We start from the raw sequence: 16,431 nt of genomic DNA, 5'->3' as shown, positions 1-16,431 counted from the left end.
CCTACGTAGTCCTCGCGCATCACCCGGAAGGGATGATCACGTGGTTCGTCCAGCGTTCAACAGCGCAGCAACGAACTCACGCACCAGCGTTCGCTCGTCGTTCTCGTCCGCCCCCGGCACCATGAGCAGCGAGAGGATCACTCGCACGATCCAGCGTGCTCGTGACGCTGTGCCTGCTCCGTTTTCACCGAGCATCGCGACGCCCAGTCCGTTGATGACGTCGGATGAATTGGCAAGTTCACCTGCAAGACTCGCATCACCCGGAGTGAACCATGCAGCCAATGTCGGAGTGCTGCGCACCGCGGACACTGCGGTGAGCATCGCCGTTTCTAGACGCTCGCTCGGATCATCGATGGTCGCTACCGATTCCGCGATCGCAGTTCCCAGCCTGCGCGCTTCGCGGTGAACGAATGCAATGTGAAGGGCCTGCCGATTCTCGAAGTACCGATACAGGGTGGCCCGGGAACATCCTGCAGCAGAGGCTATCTCCGCCATACCGACGGCGCTGACACCTTTCTCGACGAACAGTTGTGCCGCACTGTCGAGGATCTTCTCGGCTGCCGCCAAGGCGCGCCCCTCGCCGAGCCAGTCGTTGCTCACGGCCGGGTCACCGACATCGGCGCTGTGAGTGGACGGCGCACGTAGTTGCCCGGCGCGTATTGCATCGCGTCGACGTCGATATGGAAATCTGGAATCCGGGAGAGCAACTCTTCCAACGCAACTCGAGCCTGCATCCGAGCTGCCGACGCCCCCAGACAGTGGTGGGCGCCATGACTGAAGGTGAGAATCTTCTGCGGTCGACGCAAGACGTCCAACTCCGCCGCGTCGGGTCCGTACTTTTCGGGATCACGATTGGCCGCACCGTACATCAGCAGAACCTTACGTCCTGCCGGAATCACTTTGCCGCCCAAGGCCACATCCCGAGTCGTGGTGCGTGCCAGTCCTTGGACCGGTGAGGTGAGTCGAAGCAACTCGTCGACCGCGTCGGTGATCAACGCGGGATCGTCCAGCAGGATCTGACGCTGGTCGAGGCGTTCGGTCAGCATCGCCACCGAACCACCCAGCATTCCTGTTGTGGTGTCGTTTCCACCGGCCACCATGGTGAAGGCGAAGCCCAGAATCGACAGCAGGCCGGACATGTCGCCGTCTTCACCGAGTCCAGCGGCGAGTAGGTGCGAAATCGTGTCGTCACCCGGTTCGACCTTGCGGCGTTCGATCAGCGAAGCGAAGTACATCATCAACTCACCGGTGGCGGCCTGCGCCGTCGTCGCTGCCGCGGCCACGCCACCTGCCGAATTGGCAGCGACAATGGCCTCGGTCCAGCCGTCGAACTGGTCACGGTCCGATTCCGGCACACCCAGATAGTGTGCGACAACCATCGACGGCAACGGTTTGAAGAGCTCGACGACGATATCGCCACTGCCACGCGCTTTCAACGCTTCGATACGCTCGACGACGAATTCGCGGACCATCGGCTCGACCGCCGATACCTGACGCGGAGTGAATCCCTTCGACACCATGCGCCGGAACTCCGACTGCACGGGCGGGTCCTGCATCACGAACGGCGGATTGTCCTGCATCCCGATCTGCTCGAGCTCACCATAGACGGTGGTCAATCCCTTTGCCGACGAGTACGTCTCGTAATCACGAGCGGCGTTGTAGACGTCTTCGTGACGGGTGAGCACCCAGTAGTCGTCCTGCGGCGAGGCTTCCGGCACCACGTTGTGCACCGGGTCGTTCTCTCGCAATGCGTCGTACATGGCCCACGGCGAACGCCAGGACTCCCCGGTGGAAGGAACAAACCGTGGCGAATGTGACACAGATGTTGTCATGACTCGACTATGAGACAAATTGGTAGATGTGTCAACGTTGACGACGAATATTTCTGCGATCAATATCGAGTAACCCGCTTCCACGCAGAGCACTATCGTGTGTCGGGTGATCACGGATCCGAAGAACCACCCGAACAGCTCTGACACCGGACCCCGCGCCGTGGTTGCGGTCCTGCTCCCCCGCGAACATCTCCCCTTCATCAGAGACTGGTGCCTGCACCACATCGAGCAGGGCTGGGAGGTTGTTCTCTACGACAACACCGGTTCCGTCGGGTCCACCCGCAAGACAAGCGCATTCAGCCTCAACCGTTGGCACGGCCGCAGCGAGGACAAGAGAGGCAACTCTTACGGCGCCTTCACCCGATCGATGTCGGACAGTGAAGTTCAGGTCGCATTCCGCAAAGAACTGCACGACCTTCCGGTGACGATCGTCGACTGGCAACCGCGCGACGCGGACGGTCGGATCGTGCACGGACAGGTAGAGGCCTACGTCGATTACGTGAGCCGGTACCGCGACACCGTCGCGTGGGCAGCATTCATCGACGCCGACGAATACCTCGAACACGCACCAGGATTGGACTGGGAGGTTCTACTTGCCGGAGTTACTCAGGCGGATTCACACCGTGTTGTTCTCGACGCCCTGGTTTACGAATCCAGGTGGACGCGCGACGGGCAACTGCGAGACGTCGAGGAATTGAAATGCCTTGGGCTACAGAGCCACGGCTGCAAGAACATCGTGAGGCTGTCGGAGATTCTGCGAGCGGACGTCCACTGGGGATGGAAGACAAGCGAACCGGACAGCCTGGTGCGGCCCGACCGATCCCTCTTCTACTTCCGCCATTACCGCGGTTCGGAGGCGGCACTCGACTTCACTCCGCTGCCGAACTTCGGACCCCAAGTCCACGAAGAAGGTGTGGATGTTCCGGCGGCAATTGACCTATCACAGAATTGAATGTGCCTGCAAGACACAGGTATTCAGGTACAGATAAACCTCCGGCCCGCATCCACGAAGGCAATGCCTTCAGAATGCGGGCCGGGGGCCGTAAATCCGGTTCAGCGAAGCAATCAAGCCTTCGGCTGCGAGCTTCCTGCGCCACCGATTGCGCCGAGAAGACCAGCAACTGCGCCGATGCCGACGAGAACGCCGCCCAGGCCTGCAATGATCTTCTGGAAGTCGCCGAGCTGTGCCAGGTCCGTCTTGCTGCTGCCAGTGGTGAATGCCATGTCTAGCTCCTCATCATGGAATGTGTACGCGGTCCGCGCGCCCGGTATGTAACGGCGCTCACAATATACGTAAGACAGCCGAAATTTGAAGCGGTGCCGTTGAGTGGGACGTAACTCACATCTCATCCAGCGGGAACCCACGAGTAACAATGCGCGATTCGGACAACGCTTCGGGAACCGTTGAATGACGAGCAGGAGAACAGCAGTGGGCAAGTTGGATGGAAAAGTGGCCCTGATCACTGGCGCAGGGCAAGGCGTCGGCCAGGGTGTTGCGTTTGCGCTTGCCAAGGAAGGTGCTTCCGTCGCGGTGGCGGGCCGCACTGAGTCGAAACTCGTAGTCACATGTAACGAGATCACCGAACGCGGCGGCCGTGCCGAACCGGTGCTCGTGGATATCGCCGACGCGGGTTCCATCACCGCTGCCGTGGCGCGAACCGTGGAACTGTTCGGCGGCGTCGACATCCTGATCAACAACGCCAGCCTCAACCCGCTCGGCAACGTCCTCGACCTCACTCCGGAGCGCCTTGCCGACGGATTGACTTCCGGTCCCGTCGCGACGCTGCGAACCATGCAAGCCTGCTACCCGTTCATGAAGGAACGCGGCGGCGGGGCGATCATCAACATGGTCAGTTCCGTGGCCGTCCGTTGGGACGCCGCCGGCTACGGCGGATACGCGGCCGTGAAGGAATCCGTCCGAGCCCTCAGTCGCGCAGCAGCGTGCGAATGGGGCGTCGACGGGATCCGAGTCAACGCGGTTGCTCCTCATGCATCCTCGCCCGGGCTACAGCGTTGGGCAGATGCGCGTCCGGAAGAGGCTGCCGCTTTTGTTGCCGGGATTCCGCTACGGAGGATCGGGGACTGCGAAACGGACATCGGCACCGCGGTGGCTTTCCTGGTCGGCCCGGATGCCGCGTATCTGACTGGAGCAACAATTCCGCTCGACGGTGGTCAGTCGCGCTGGGGCTGAGAGCTGGCGTCGTCGAAGGCAAGCACCGCCGACTTGGCTTCGGCGATCGGGCGGCGGAAAACGAAACCGACCAGAACGGATGCCAAAACCAGCGCGGCCAGAACAATGAGCCCGACCATCCACCACATGGTTTTCAGTATGCCCGAACCGACCTCCGCCGGACGCACACCACGGCCGTCGGAAAGCGATGACAACCGCGAAAAGTACTTGACACCAGTCAAATTCCGTTTTGCCCGTTTCCCGAGCTTCCCGATAATCCGTGATCGAGGACACAGTTTCGGATACCGAACCGGGACGAGAGCGTGACTGGAACCGCGCCTCGGTGCATCCTGTCAGGTATGGAATCCGCTGTTTCGGCCGAACCCGCCGACGGAAGCACCCTCACACACCCGTGGGGCGGGACAAGCAACATCACCGACCTCGGCGGTGATGTTCACTGGATCGACTTCGGCGGTCCCAGCGGAGCGCCGCCGATCGTGCTCGTTCACGGTCTGGGCGGCTCGCACCTGAACTGGGTGCGGGTGGCACCGACGCTGGCGGCGCGCACGCGTGTGTACGCGCTGGACCTCGCCGGATTCGGACTCACCTCTGCCCGTGGGCGGCACACCGGCGTCGACGCCAACGCAGCACTCCTGAATCGCTTTCTCGAGACAGTAGTAGGTGAACCTGCCGTCCTGTTCGGCAATTCGATGGGGGGAATGGTCTCGGCAATCTCGACCCATGCCAATCCCGAATCAGTTGCCGGCCTGGTGCTGGTGGATCCGGCGCTCCCACTGCCCGTCCAACTTCCCGATCTGACCGTCGCCGCCCAATTCGCGCTCTACTCGATGCCGTACGTCGGTGAGCAGGTTCTCGGCTTCGGACGCCGGAAGATGTCCGACCGGCAGTTGGCCGCTCAGATGACCAGATTGTGTTTTGCCGATCCGACGCGAGCAGACCCCGCGGTCCTCGACGCGGGCGCTGCCTTGACTGCGATTCGTCGCGGCGAACCCACTCAGGATGCCGAGTTCCTGCAGGCAGCACGGTCACTGTTGATGACCCTCGCCCGTCCGGCCTCTTATCGAAAGACACTGCGAGAGATCGCGACTCCGACGCTCCTGATACACGGCGATCGCGATCGGCTTGTCCCGGTCGAGGSTGCCCSGGCCGCCCCCGCCCCCCCCGCCGCCGCACATCCACACTGGACCACCATCATTCTCGGCGATACCGGCCACACCCCTCAGTTGGAGATTCCGGACGAGTTTTCACGTCATGCGCTCGCGTGGCTCGATCGCACGGGGCTGATCACGAGCTGACAAGTACCGGCACTACACCCGCGGAACGGCCTCGCCGATCGAGCAAGTGCCCCATCAACTTCGGCGTATCAAGGACGATTCGGCGATCGACTACGTCGGCAGGTCCGGCCCACCGGTAAGCGCGAACGGTCAAATACTCCAAAGCTCTCGAGCCCTGGGAATGTGTCGGGGTACGCGCGTAGCGTGAGATTCGCGCCTTCCTCGGCCAAGCATTTGCGCGACCCGTACTTGTGTATCCGTTTCGGTAAAGGAGAGTTTCAGATGCCCGCACGCACAGCGCTCGACGGAACACCCTGTTGGATCGACCTCACCAGCTCCGATACCGAGGTCGCCAAATCCTTCTACACCAACGTGTTCGGTTGGCAGACTGACACAAACGACGACCCGCAGTACGGCGGCTACGCGATCTTCAGCAAAGACGGGCAGCCCATCGCCGGGCTCGGACCTCAGCAGGAGGGAAACCCGTACGGCAACGTCTGGACCACCTACATCTCCTCGACTGATGCGGCAACGTCGGCGTCCAAGGCCGAAGCCGCGGGCGGAATGATCATGATGCCGTCGATGCAGGTCGGTCCCCAGGGCAGCATGGCGATCGTGGGCGATCCTGCCGGTGCAGTCGTCGGTATCTGGCAGGCAGATCAGCACCACGGCTTCGGTCTGGTCGGCGAGGCCGGAGCCCCGGTGTGGCACGAGACTTTGTCCAAGAACTACGCCGCGGTCCTGCCGTTCTACACCGACGTGTTCGGCTGGACTTACGAGTCCATCGGCGACAGCGACGAGTTCCGGTACTCACAGGCCAAGCAGGGCGACACCGTCGTCGCCGGTTTGATGGATGCCAGCTCGTTCCTCCCGGCAGAGGTGCCGTCGTTCTGGCAGGTGTACTTCGGGGCGGACGACACCGATGCGGCCGTCGCCAAGGTCGTCGAATTCGGCGGCAGCGTCTTGCGCGATCCCGAGGACACGCCCTTCGGCCGTCTCGCGTCGGTGGCCGATCCACTCGGTGCCAAGTTCCAGATCTCCACGATCATGGAGTGAATCTCCGCGCAGAGGCCGCACCGGCCCGCGGTCTCTGCGCGCTGATCATCTGGAAAGTCCCGATTTGACCGCACGGATTTGAACACTCGCCCAGAAGGTATGCAGTTTTCTGCGTCCAACGCCTAATCTCATGGGATGCCCGCCCCCGCCCCTCTCCTCGATGTGTACTCGCAGCCGACTCTGTCGACGCTTGCGCCGTCGGTACTCGCTTCTCTCGGAGTGAGCGGCGAAGCGAACCGTCTCGATCTACAGCCCAGCCAGAAGACTGTAATTCTGCTGGTAGACGGGATGGGCGCGAACTTGCTCGCCCGCAACGCCGAACACGCACCATTCCTGAACTCACTGATCGGAACGCCCATACGGGCAGGATTCCCCACGACGACGGCCACCAGCATCGTCTCGTTGGGGACCGGGCTGCCCTCGGGGGCGCACGGAATCACCGGTTACCAGTCTTACGTCGAAGAAGCCGATTCGGTGTTCAACTGGCTGGGTTGGCACAGCGCGGGCAAGAAGGAATCTCAGACCGACTCCATCGTCCCGGAGACCCTGCAGCCGCAGGCCACGACCTTCGATCGTGCCGCGGCCGCCGGCATCACCGTCACTACCGTCGTTCCGTCCAAATTCGACGGCAGCGGCCTCACCCGGGCGGGAATGCGCGGCGCCCAATTCGCCGGAATCCAGGCATACGGAGACCTCCTCGCTCGCACCGTGGCCGCGTCGAAATCTGCCGACCGTACGTTCACGTACTGCTACATCAGCGAGATCGATGCACTCGGCCACGTCTACGGCCCCGAGTCCGAGCCGTGGATTTTCCAACTGATGCTTGTCGATCGACTGGTCGAGCAACTCGCCGCCGCTCTCGGTCCGGACGTGAGATTGCTGGTGACGGCAGACCACGGAATGGTCGACGTGTTGGACGAGAACAAGATCGACTTCGACAACACTCCGATTCTGTCCAAAGATGTACTCGCTCTTGCCGGTGAACCTAGATGTCGTCACATCCACACCCGAGAAGGCGCTGCACAAGATGTTGCGGACCGCTGGCGCGCCGAACTGGGTGACCGCATGTGGATCGGGACGAGATCCGAGGGCATAGTCGCAGGATTGTTCGGGCCTGCAGTGCATTCCGAGTATCACGGCCGGATCGGTGATGTCATCGCCATTGCGTCCGGGGACGTGGCCGTCGTACGTCGATCTGTCGAATCGGGACTGTCCGGCCTCCGTGGACAGCACGGCGCCCTCACTCCGGACGAACTGCTGGTACCGCTCTTGTCCTCAGGACAACAGTAGGGCCCGAGCCCGGCGAATCTCGGGAACACCGACGACCTTGCATGCGCCCAACAGGACGACTGCTCCGACGGCCGCACCCGCCGACAATGAAATAACAGCAGCAAGCCTGGGCTCGGGAACTCGGTTCTGAACCGCCACCACCAAAGCGAGCGCACAACCACCTGCCAGAATTGCCGCCGCCGAAATCCTTCCGACGGTAGCCTGCACGCGACGGAATCCCAACAGCCCGTATCGCTTTCGAAGCAGGATGTGGCCGAGCGCCGCTCCGCACACGTAGGAGAACGAGCCCGCCGCACAGACGGCCAGGACCAGCGTTTCGTCACTCGCCGACAGAGACGCAAGAAGAACGAGCGCCGTCTTGGCTACCACCATCACCAGCGCGATCACCGCGGGAGTTCGGGTGTTGTTGTCGGCGTAGAACACTCGAAGCTGAAGCATGACCATCGCAAAGGGCACCAGCCCGAATGCACTGACCGCAACGGCCGTCCCGATCAACCAGGCACTGCTGCCGTCGACCCGGCCGAAGAAGATCAGGGTGGTCAACGAGGGGCCGAAGACCATGAGCGCCACCGTGACCGGAATCAGCGCCACCACTGAATACCGGGCTCCCCGGCCGAGATCGGATACGACGCCGACGTCGTCACCCGCAGCAACCGACCTGGCGATCCGCGGCATCAGCACCGTCAACAACGACACACCGAGAATGCCGTACGCCACTTGAAACAGCAGATCCGCGTGCGTGTACATCGAGTAGACGTGACGGGAGAGAGTGACCTTCATCGTCACCCACACACCGATCTGACCGGCAACGACGTACACAAGTACCCAACCGAGCAACGGCGCCCCGACGCGCACCGGGCGCCAGGTGTGCGGTACGACCCGCACGCGAAGGCGCCACCGAAACCCGTTGCGGTGCAGCGCTCGAGCAACGACGGCGGTTTGCGCCACGATCCCGAGCAGAGTGCCGATACCGATCACCAGAACCTGCGCGGTGGTCATCGACTCGGGAGTCAGAGTAACCGGCCCCGGGATGCACAGGAAGACCGCGACCGTCACCAGAAGGACGACGTTGTTGATCACCGGCGCCCAGGCCGGCGCGCCGAACACTGATCGAACACTGAGTACTGCCGTCATCATCGCCGTGACGCCGTAGAAGAAGATCTCCGGCAGAAGCAAGTACGCGAAGAGCGTCGTCAACTCTCGTTGAGCCGGATCATCGATCACAGCCGAGACCAGAGGCGGCGCGCACACCACCGCCACTACCGTCACGAGCGCAAGAGCAAGCGCTCCGACGGTGAGAACGCGCTGCGTCTGCTCTCGTTCGAGCGTCCGCCCACGACTTCGCTGCCGTGTCAGATACGGAAGCAGAACGCTGGCGAGAATTCCGCCGAGGAGGAGCTGATAGACCATGTTCGGGAAGCTGTTGGCCGCGTTGTACGCATCACTGACCAGGGCGATGCCGAGGACCGCGGCAAGGGCAAGGGTGCGGACGAAGCCGGTGATCCGACTGACCGTGCTGGCGAGCGCCACTTGCCCGCCCATCTTCGCCAAGCTGCCGCCCGTCACACCCGTACGTTCGGACTCCCCCATACTCTCGACCATCTCGCCAGAGTGCCACATCGCAGAGGTACGACGATCTGGACGGAAACGGAAGAGCGCCCCGAACCGTGGGGTTCGAGGCGCTCGTCACGAGAGAAGATCAGGCTGATTCCGCTCCAGCCAACGGCGGCATGACGACAACCTGGCCGGCGAAGGACAGACCCGCACCGAAGGCGAGAAGCAATGCCTTGTCGCCCGGCTTGCACTGGCCGTCGCGCAGCATCTGCTCCATGGCGAGCGGGATCGAGGCCGCGGACGTGTTGCCCGTCTCGGCGATGTCGTTGGAGACGGGGAAGCCCTCGGGCAGCTTCATGCTGCGAGCGATGACCTCGTTGATGCGCTGGTTTGCCTGGTGCGGCACAAAAGCGTCGATGTCCTCGATACCCAGCCCCGACTTCTCCAGGGTGCGAGTGGCGACCTTGCCCATCTCGAAGGCAGCCCAGCGGAACACCGCGGTACCGGCCATCTTGATCCACGGCCGAGGTCCGGTCGGGTTCTTGGTGTAGTCGAGCCAGCTCGGCTCCTGAACGATGGCGTCGGACTGGCTGCCGTCCGAACCCCACTCGACCGGGCCGATTCCGACGGTATCGCTCGGGCCGACGACAACTGCGCCTGCGCCGTCACCGAAGATGAAGCGAACGCTGCGATCGGTGGGCTCGGTGGCCTCGCTCATCAACTCGACGCCGACGACGAGTACGTGATCAACCGTGCCGCCGCGAACGAGGTCGCTGGCCACGGCAAGGGCGGTACAGAAACCGGCGCAGCCTGCCGCGACGTCGAATGCAGCCGGACCCTTGATGCCGAGCTCGTGGGCGACGATGGACGCAGCCTGAGGAGTCTGCAGGTCCCACGTCGACGTCGCGATGATCACGGCGCCGATCTGCTCGGGAGCAATGCCGCTGACGTCCAGTGCTTTACGGGCCGCGCTGATCGACATCGCGAGGATGCCTTCACCTTCGCCGGAGAACCGGCGCGACTTGATACCCGATCGCGTCTGGATCCACTCGTCGGTGGAATCGATCAGCTCGCAGATCTCGTCGTTGGTCACGACTCGCTCCGGGCGGTGAACGCCGAGCCCGAGAAGGACGGACTGCCGACCTCCGGCCACACTGGCAATCGGCTTACCCATTGATCGATCTCCTCGTTGGTTTCTGGTGATGACGCGCATTCGACATCACACGTTACGTACAGGACATAAGCCCCTGCCTCTCAGGTCACCGTTCGATCACGGCAACAACATGAGGCTGGCTCACATTACGCTTCGGTCAGGTATGTAGTCCAGATCCACGATCAGGCGCGTAAATGAGCTAGAACTGCCAAAACACGACGATGCCCGCTTTCGGAAGCCGACAGGCCGAGTTTTGCGAAGATATTTCCTATGTGCTTGCTCACAGCAGTGTCGCTGACGACCAGTTTCCTGGCGATTTCCTGATTTCCCAGCCCCTCCGCCATCAGTCCGAGAACCTCGGACTCGCGTGGGGTCAGTGATCTGATCGGATCGTCGGCGCGTCGACGGCTCATCAGTTGGGATACGACCTCGGGATCCATCACGGTTCCGCCGTCGACGACCCGGTTCAATGCGTCGACGAACTCGGCTACCTTGCCGACCCGTTCCTTGAGCAGGTACCCGACCCCGCCGGCGCCTCCTGCCAACAATTCACCGGCGTAGCGATCCTCGACGTATGCGGAAAGGACCAGGACGGGAAAGCCCGGGCGAAGCTTGCGCACCTCGATCGCCGCTCGAAGCCCCTCGTTGGTGAAAGTAGGAGGCATCCGGACGTCGAGCACCGCGGCGTCGGGGGCGGTCTCCTCGAACACCGTGAGGAACTGTGCGGCGTCGGAGACGGCAGACACCTCGAAGCCCTCTCCGCGGAGCAGCAGTGCCAGCCCCTCTCGCAGGAGAGCGTCGTCCTCGGCAATCAGAATCCGCACGGTAGTTCCACCCTCATCGTTGTCGGTCCACCCTCCGGGCTCTCCAATACTGCGGTTCCTTCGAAAGCCTCGACCCGGCGTCGGATACCCGCCACGCCGCCGCCCGGGCGTTCGTTCGCGCCGCCCTGACCATCGTCGATCACGTCGATGAGCATCGTCTCACCCAACGAGTCGTCCGACGCCTCCGTCCGTGCCGTGACGGTGACACTGCGCGCTCCGCTGTGTTTTGCGACGTTGGTCAAGGCCTCGGCGACGACGAAGTACGCAGCAGCCTCGACGGCAGCCGGGGCTCGGCGGAGTTCGTCGATCTCGAGTACGCAGGGCACGGCGGAGCGCCCGGCGAGCGCGGAGATCGCGCCCTCCAGACCCAACTCGTCGAGGATCGGCGGGTAGATGTCGTGCACCAACGTCCGGAGTTCGCTCAACGCCTCGGTGGCCGCATCCTGGGCCCGATGCAGTTGTGGCAGAGCCTGGTCCGGATTGTTCTGCAACGACCGCTCGGCCATCCCCAACATCATCACCACCGCGACCAGACGGTTCTGCGCGCCGTCGTGCAGATCCCGCTCGATGCGCTTGAGTTCGGCCGAATGTGCGTCGAGCGCCGCAGCGCGGCTGGCCGTCAGGGCGGTGACGCGCTTCGAGAGGTCCGAACGCGTGTCCGGCGCAAGCAAAGTCGTGGTCGACCAGCTGATCCACTTCGCCATCGCGGGGATCAACCACCACGCGATCAGGAGGTACAGGATGCCGATCAACGGCATTCCGGCAGCGCCCAACCACGACGTCACGGGGTACGGATTGTTGACGGGTTCACCGGCGGGCATCTGCTGCCAGTACAGCGGGACGGCAATCGAATTGAGTGCACCGAGTGGCAGAGCAATGGTCAGCATCGCCGCGACGAAAGCCCCCAGACCATGAATCGACAGCCAGGCCGCGTCGCGCCTCGTCGACTGATCGGTGAGGAACCGGCGCCAATCCCCGAAGGTCGGATTGCTTGGCATCGGTGGGTATCGCTGCAGAACAGGGCGTCCGGTGTACGCAGCCGTTCTCTTGCGGGCCAGACCCGCCCACCACCGGAGGACCCGCACGTACGACGGCAACAGCAACCAGCCGACGATCAGAATCGAGAGCGACAGCAGAATGAGACCGACCATCAGCAAGAACAGGGAGACCACGGCTGCCGCACCCTCGACGAGCACGTACACCGCAGCCCTGGTTCTCTTCTTCACTGCCCCAGCATGCCGCACCTGATGCCGCGATCCACTACAGCTGCCTACACCATTGATTCGGGACCCTGCTGGATGTCGACGAATGCCGAATCTCCATAGCGTTCATCCCATGAAGAATCGACACTCGGTCCTCGCCCCGCCGGCCCCTGGTGCCACGGCCGCCCGAACATCCGCCGTGCGACTCGAAGGCGTCAGCAAGATCTACGGCAACGGCCGCGGCGCCGTGACCGCCCTCGACAACATCAGCCTCACCTTGCCGCGCAGCACCTTCACCGCCGTGATGGGCCCGTCCGGATCGGGCAAGAGCACTTTCCTGCACTGCGCCGCAGGGCTCGATCGACCGAGCAGCGGATCGGTGTGGCTGGGCGACACCGAGATCTCACAGCTGAAGCCGAAGGCCCGCAGCATCTTCCGTCGCGATCACATCGGTTTCGTCTTCCAGGCCTACAACCTGCTCGGCGCTCTCGACGTCGAGCAGAACGTCACGCTCCCCCTACTCCTCGCCGGACGACGAGCCGACAAGCAGTACCTGACCTTCGTCCTCGAATCCGTCGGACTCGGATCGCACCGCAAGCGCAAACCCTCCGAACTGTCCGGCGGTCAGCAGCAACGCGTCGCCATCGCGCGCGCCCTCGTCACTCACCCCGACGCACTCTTTGCCGACGAGCCGACCGGCGCCCTCGACTCCCGCAGCGCCAAGCAGGTTCTGGAGTTGTTGCGCCGGACAGCCGCCGAGTTCGATCAGACCATCGTCATGGTCACGCACGACCCGGTGGCCGCGTCGTACGCCGATCGTGTGCTGTTCCTCGCCGACGGAAAACTTGTCGGGCACATCGACCGCCCGACGCCGCAGCAGATCGCCGAGCGCATGACACACCTCGGGGACTGGTGATGATGAAAGCGCACACCTTTGCGCACCTGAAAGCGCATCGCTCCGGTTTCGTCGCCGTGTTCGTCTCCGTATTCTGCGCAGCGCTCCTCACCTGCGGTCTGGGTGTGCTGCTGGAATCGGGAGTGCGAGGCGGCGTCTCACCACATCTCTACGCCGGTGCCGACGCCGTCGTGAGTGCACCACAGGCGCTCGAGGTCAAGGAAGACGCCGATCAGCCTTTTGCCGAGCGAGTTCTCCTCGACGGCGATACCGTCCGCAAGCTCGATGCCCTCGATGTCACGGTGATTCCCGACATCTCCGTCCCCGTCAGCACCGCCGAGGGCGTCGTACTCGACGCACATCCTTGGAACACAGCACAACTGGCGCCGTACTCGCTCACCGAGGGGCGCGCTCCGCAGAGCCGAGACGAGGTGGTCTCGACCACGGGCGCCGCTCTCGGCGAGCAAATCACGCTGGCTCACGGCGCGATAGCCGACGAGTACACCGTCGTCGGCACAGCTGATTCGGCTTCGGTGCCGTCACCCGACCGTCCGGCACTCGTCTTCCTCGACGACGCAGAGGCCGAACGGTTGTGGCCGCACCAGAACGCTGTCACCGCAGTCGGATTGATCGCTCCCGAAGGCGTGGATGCTGCCGCTCTCGCCCGCGATGCACTCGCCGGAACCGGCGCGGAGGTCTCGACCGGCACCGCACGCGGAGGCATCGAATTCCTCGACGCCGGTGCTGCGCGGACCCAGTTGATCGTGCTCTGTGCGTCGTTTGCCGGTCTCGCGTTGATGGTCAGTATGTTCGTCGTTTCCAGCACGCTGTCGCTCTCGATCAACGCCAGACGGCGAGAGTTCGCTCTGCTGCGGGCAATCGGGGCCACCACGCGACAAGTCCACGTCATGATCGGGCGTGAAGTGCTGCTCGTCGCGGCGGCTGCGGCTGCGCTCGGCGCGGTGCCCGGATTCCTACTCGCCCGATTCCTGGGTGCACAGTTTGCCGACGCCGGGGTCATGCCCACCGATTTCGCGCTGGCCTACAGCCCGCTTCCGGCGATCGCGGCTTTCCTGATCTGCGTACTCACTGCCCGCGCGGCAGCGGCGATCGCGGCACGACGACCGGCGAAGCTCGACCCCGTCGAAGCGCTTCGCGAATCCGAAAGCGGCCCGGCGAAACTGAGCCGCGGACGCATCGCCACCGGGCTGATCTTCGGCGCCGCCGGCCTCAGCGCGTGCGTGCTCCCCGCTTTCCTGCCCGGCAGCGTGGCAGCCGCTGGAGCCGGTTCGAGCGCACTGTTGTTGATCTTCTCGGTCGCGCTGCTCGGCCCCTTGTTGGTGCGCGGCATCATCAAGGTGATCGGCGGTCCACTGCGTCGTAGTGGGTCGGCGTCCAAAGTTCTCGCTGCCGCCAACGCCGAATCCAATTCGAGACGGCTCTCGTCGGCGGTTGTTCCATTGGCTCTCGCAATCGCACTGGGCTCGGTGCAGTTCTTCAGCCAGAGCACCGTCGCCGCCGAGGCGACCAACCAGTCGATCAAGGGCGTCACCGCCGACCTGATCGTCGGCGCGCCGGCCGGTATCGCTCCCTCGCTCCTCGACTCGATCGCATCGGTGCCCGGAGTGAGTGCGGCAAACCCGGTGGTCCGCAGTCAAGTCCTGCCGGTACCCAGCGGTGAGGAAGGCGGCTCAGCCGACAGCGCGATCGCTGCCCAGGGCATCGACGCCGCCGGCGCCGACGCGACCCTCGATCTCGCGGTGACCGAGGGCGACCTGAGCGCTCTGACCGGCGATACCGTTGCCGTGAGCGAAGACGGCGCCTTCACACTCGGAGCCAAGGTAGGTCAGCGCGTCGACCTCTATCTAGGGGACGGCACACTGGTGCATCCGATGGTCGTCGCAAAATATGGTCGCGGCCTCGGATTCGGGGACGTGACCATGCCGATCGAGACTTTGCGTCAGCACTCCACCGACGCTCTGATCGACACCGTTCTGGTTGCTGCCGAACCCGGACGGTCGGCCGAAGTCCAGCAGTCGTTGCGCTCGTTCCCCTCGATCGCCGCGATGAACCAGGACCAGTTCGGGGCCGCGGGCGAAGATCAGCGTCGTATGCAGTCCTGGGTCAGCATCCTCGCCGTCCTCGTCCTGCTCGGCTATCTCGCAGTCGCCGTCGTGAACACCCTGGTCGCCGCCACTGCCGAGCGTTCCCGCGAGTTCGCGCTCCTTCAACTGGTGGGCTCGCGGACGAGGCAGGTCCGAGCGATGATGCGCATCGAGTCGTTGATGGTGGTGGGAATCGCCGTCGTGGTCGGATCGCTGATCGCCCTGCCGCCTCTGATGGGTATCGCCGTAGCGGTGTCCGGGCAGCCGATCCCGGCGATTTCACCGGCGATCTACGGTTCCATCGTCGCGGTGACCGCTGTTCTGGGATTTGTCTCCATCGCGATCCCGACGCGCGCCGCCCTACGCAAGAACCCGATGGACGGAGTGCGTAACCACTGAGTGGCACTACCGTCGTCATCTATGGATGCGGCGGCCTGGGACAAGAAGTACGAAGAAACCGAGCTCGTCTGGGGCGCTCCTCCCAACGAACTGCTGGTGGAATACGCGACGGCCCTCCCCCACGGCCAGGCACTCGACCTGGCGTGCGGCGAGGGCCGTAACGCGTTGTGGCTCGCGACCCGCGGTTGGGAGGTCACCGGCATCGACTACTCGGCCGTCGCGATCGAGAAAGCCCGCACGATCGCGGCCCGCTCACCCCGATCGGTTCTCGACCGGCTCGACTACCGATGCGGCGACGTCACCGTCGCGGATTACGCCTCAAGGAACGGGCAGGGATACGACTTGGCCCTGCTTCTTTACCTTCATCTGCCCGCACCACAACGCACCCTGGTTGTGAACCGTGCCATAAATTCTCTGAAACCTGATGGAATCCTCATGATTTTGGGTCACGACCGAAGCAACATCGACTACGGCGTCGGCGGACCGAAAGATCCCGAAATCCTTTACACACCAGAAGAATTGATGCAGGAGTTCGAAGAAAGGCTCGAGTTCGAGATCGCCGGAAATCCGCACAGACACACCGAAACGGGAATCGCGGTCGACGCACTTGTCATCGGACGCAAATCCGGTGTTGGCAATGCAAAGAACGGCTAGTA

The 16,431-nt window shown here is 63.4% G+C and carries 16 protein-coding genes; 8 read left to right on the top strand and 8 right to left on the bottom strand.

From position 1 onward, the window contains the following. Positions 1-36: 36 nt before the first annotated feature. Together AC1DVN_RS05095 and AC1DVN_RS05090 are read right to left on the bottom strand one after the other, a co-directional pair. Positions 37-600, bottom strand: coding sequence for a TetR/AcrR family transcriptional regulator (locus AC1DVN_RS05095; protein ID WP_046378039.1), 564 nt, complete (start codon positions 598-600; stop codon positions 37-39). After that, positions 597-1,832, bottom strand: coding sequence for a cytochrome P450 (locus AC1DVN_RS05090; RefSeq protein ID WP_046378038.1), 1,236 nt, complete (start codon positions 1,830-1,832; stop codon positions 597-599). Before AC1DVN_RS05090 ends, AC1DVN_RS05095 begins: the two co-directional genes overlap by 4 nt. Before the next feature lie 106 nt (positions 1,833-1,938). Here AC1DVN_RS05090 and AC1DVN_RS05085 point away from each other — a divergent pair, with 106 nt between their 5' ends. Beyond that, the gene (locus AC1DVN_RS05085) at positions 1,939-2,784 is read left to right on the top strand and encodes a glycosyltransferase family 92 protein (protein WP_477993593.1); all 846 of its coding nucleotides are present in this window, start codon (positions 1,939-1,941) and stop codon (positions 2,782-2,784) included. Between the two features lie 113 nt (positions 2,785-2,897). Here the strand turns inward: AC1DVN_RS05085 and AC1DVN_RS05080 are convergent, their stop codons facing one another. Further along, positions 2,898-3,056 (bottom strand): hypothetical protein, encoded by a 159-nt coding sequence (locus AC1DVN_RS05080; protein WP_019747160.1) that lies wholly within the window; start codon positions 3,054-3,056, stop codon positions 2,898-2,900. Between the two features lie 205 nt (positions 3,057-3,261). On the opposite strand from AC1DVN_RS05080, the gene AC1DVN_RS05075 reads away from it, so the two are divergent. Continuing rightward, on the top strand, positions 3,262-4,023 hold the full coding sequence (locus tag AC1DVN_RS05075; RefSeq protein ID WP_020723638.1) for an SDR family NAD(P)-dependent oxidoreductase: 762 nt from the start codon (positions 3,262-3,264) through the stop codon (positions 4,021-4,023). Here the strand turns inward: AC1DVN_RS05075 and AC1DVN_RS05070 are convergent. After that, on the bottom strand, positions 4,005-4,217 hold the full coding sequence (locus AC1DVN_RS05070; protein ID WP_228118235.1) for a hypothetical protein: 213 nt from the start codon (positions 4,215-4,217) through the stop codon (positions 4,005-4,007). The genes AC1DVN_RS05075 and AC1DVN_RS05070 overlap by 19 nt on opposite strands. Positions 4,218-4,361: 144 nt before the next feature. Here AC1DVN_RS05070 and AC1DVN_RS05065 point away from each other — a divergent pair, with 144 nt between their 5' ends. The 3 genes from AC1DVN_RS05065 (at position 4,362) to AC1DVN_RS05055 (ending at position 7,643) form a co-directional block, all read left to right on the top strand. Beyond that, the gene (locus tag AC1DVN_RS05065; RefSeq protein ID WP_477993592.1) at positions 4,362-5,318 is read left to right on the top strand and encodes an alpha/beta fold hydrolase; all 957 of its coding nucleotides are present in this window, start codon (positions 4,362-4,364) and stop codon (positions 5,316-5,318) included. Between the two features lie 261 nt (positions 5,319-5,579). Beyond that, the gene (locus tag AC1DVN_RS05060) at positions 5,580-6,353 is read left to right on the top strand and encodes a VOC family protein (RefSeq protein ID WP_019747156.1); all 774 of its coding nucleotides are present in this window, start codon (positions 5,580-5,582) and stop codon (positions 6,351-6,353) included. A gap of 135 nt (positions 6,354-6,488) precedes the next feature. Continuing rightward, positions 6,489-7,643, top strand: a complete 1,155-nt coding sequence (locus AC1DVN_RS05055) for an alkaline phosphatase family protein (protein ID WP_021333167.1) — start codon at positions 6,489-6,491, stop codon at positions 7,641-7,643. Here the strand turns inward: AC1DVN_RS05055 and murJ are convergent. The 4 genes from murJ to AC1DVN_RS05035 form a co-directional block, all read right to left on the bottom strand. Then, complete coding sequence (gene murJ, locus AC1DVN_RS05050; protein WP_477993589.1) at positions 7,629-9,245, bottom strand: murein biosynthesis integral membrane protein MurJ; 1,617 nt, start codon at positions 9,243-9,245, stop codon at positions 7,629-7,631. The two genes, AC1DVN_RS05055 and murJ, sit on opposite strands and share 15 nt — an antisense overlap. Positions 9,246-9,342: 97 nt before the next feature. Next, positions 9,343-10,371 (bottom strand): beta-ketoacyl-ACP synthase III, encoded by a 1,029-nt coding sequence (locus AC1DVN_RS05045; protein ID WP_003945837.1) that lies wholly within the window; start codon positions 10,369-10,371, stop codon positions 9,343-9,345. 161 nt (positions 10,372-10,532) lie between these two features. Then, on the bottom strand, positions 10,533-11,174 hold the full coding sequence (locus AC1DVN_RS05040; protein WP_003945784.1) for a response regulator transcription factor: 642 nt from the start codon (positions 11,172-11,174) through the stop codon (positions 10,533-10,535). Then, on the bottom strand, positions 11,162-12,400 hold the full coding sequence (locus AC1DVN_RS05035) for a sensor histidine kinase (RefSeq protein WP_021343074.1): 1,239 nt from the start codon (positions 12,398-12,400) through the stop codon (positions 11,162-11,164). Before AC1DVN_RS05035 ends, AC1DVN_RS05040 begins: the two co-directional genes overlap by 13 nt. 109 nt (positions 12,401-12,509) lie before the next feature. Here AC1DVN_RS05035 and AC1DVN_RS05030 point away from each other — a divergent pair, with 109 nt between their 5' ends. The 3 genes from AC1DVN_RS05030 to AC1DVN_RS05020 are packed head-to-tail and all read left to right on the top strand — an operon-like array spanning position 12,510 to position 16,429. Further along, positions 12,510-13,292 carry an ABC transporter ATP-binding protein gene (locus tag AC1DVN_RS05030; protein WP_019747152.1) on the top strand — a complete coding sequence of 261 codons (783 nt, stop codon included), beginning with the start codon at positions 12,510-12,512 and terminating at the stop codon, positions 13,290-13,292. Continuing rightward, positions 13,292-15,775, top strand: coding sequence for an FtsX-like permease family protein (locus AC1DVN_RS05025; RefSeq protein WP_070796301.1), 2,484 nt, complete (start codon positions 13,292-13,294; stop codon positions 15,773-15,775). Before AC1DVN_RS05030 ends, AC1DVN_RS05025 begins: the two co-directional genes overlap by 1 nt. 21 nt (positions 15,776-15,796) lie before the next feature. Then, positions 15,797-16,429 (top strand): class I SAM-dependent methyltransferase, encoded by a 633-nt coding sequence (locus AC1DVN_RS05020; protein ID WP_477993586.1) that lies wholly within the window; start codon positions 15,797-15,799, stop codon positions 16,427-16,429. The last annotated feature ends 2 nt before the right edge of the window (positions 16,430-16,431 follow it).

It is taken from the genome of Rhodococcus sp. P4_E4, assembly GCF_056401575.1.
Note: the sequence above shows the minus strand (reverse complement) of the source record. Positions and strands in the feature narration are given on the sequence as shown.

Coding starts and splice junctions, on each gene's coding strand:
- AC1DVN_RS05090 (WP_046378038.1), bottom strand. CDS start 1,832: ATGACAACATCTGTGTCACATTCGCCACGGTTTGTTCCTTCCACCGGG.
- AC1DVN_RS05080 (WP_019747160.1), bottom strand. CDS start 3,056: ATGGCATTCACCACTGGCAGCAGCAAGACGGACCTGGCACAGCTCGGC.
- AC1DVN_RS05060 (WP_019747156.1), top strand. CDS start 5,580: ATGCCCGCACGCACAGCGCTCGACGGAACACCCTGTTGGATCGACCTC.
- AC1DVN_RS05055 (WP_021333167.1), top strand. CDS start 6,489: ATGCCCGCCCCCGCCCCTCTCCTCGATGTGTACTCGCAGCCGACTCTG.
- murJ (WP_477993589.1), bottom strand. CDS start 9,245: ATGGTCGAGAGTATGGGGGAGTCCGAACGTACGGGTGTGACGGGCGGC.
- AC1DVN_RS05045 (WP_003945837.1), bottom strand. CDS start 10,371: ATGGGTAAGCCGATTGCCAGTGTGGCCGGAGGTCGGCAGTCCGTCCTT.
- AC1DVN_RS05030 (WP_019747152.1), top strand. CDS start 12,510: ATGAAGAATCGACACTCGGTCCTCGCCCCGCCGGCCCCTGGTGCCACG.
- AC1DVN_RS05025 (WP_070796301.1), top strand. CDS start 13,292: ATGATGAAAGCGCACACCTTTGCGCACCTGAAAGCGCATCGCTCCGGT.
- AC1DVN_RS05020 (WP_477993586.1), top strand. CDS start 15,797: ATGGATGCGGCGGCCTGGGACAAGAAGTACGAAGAAACCGAGCTCGTC.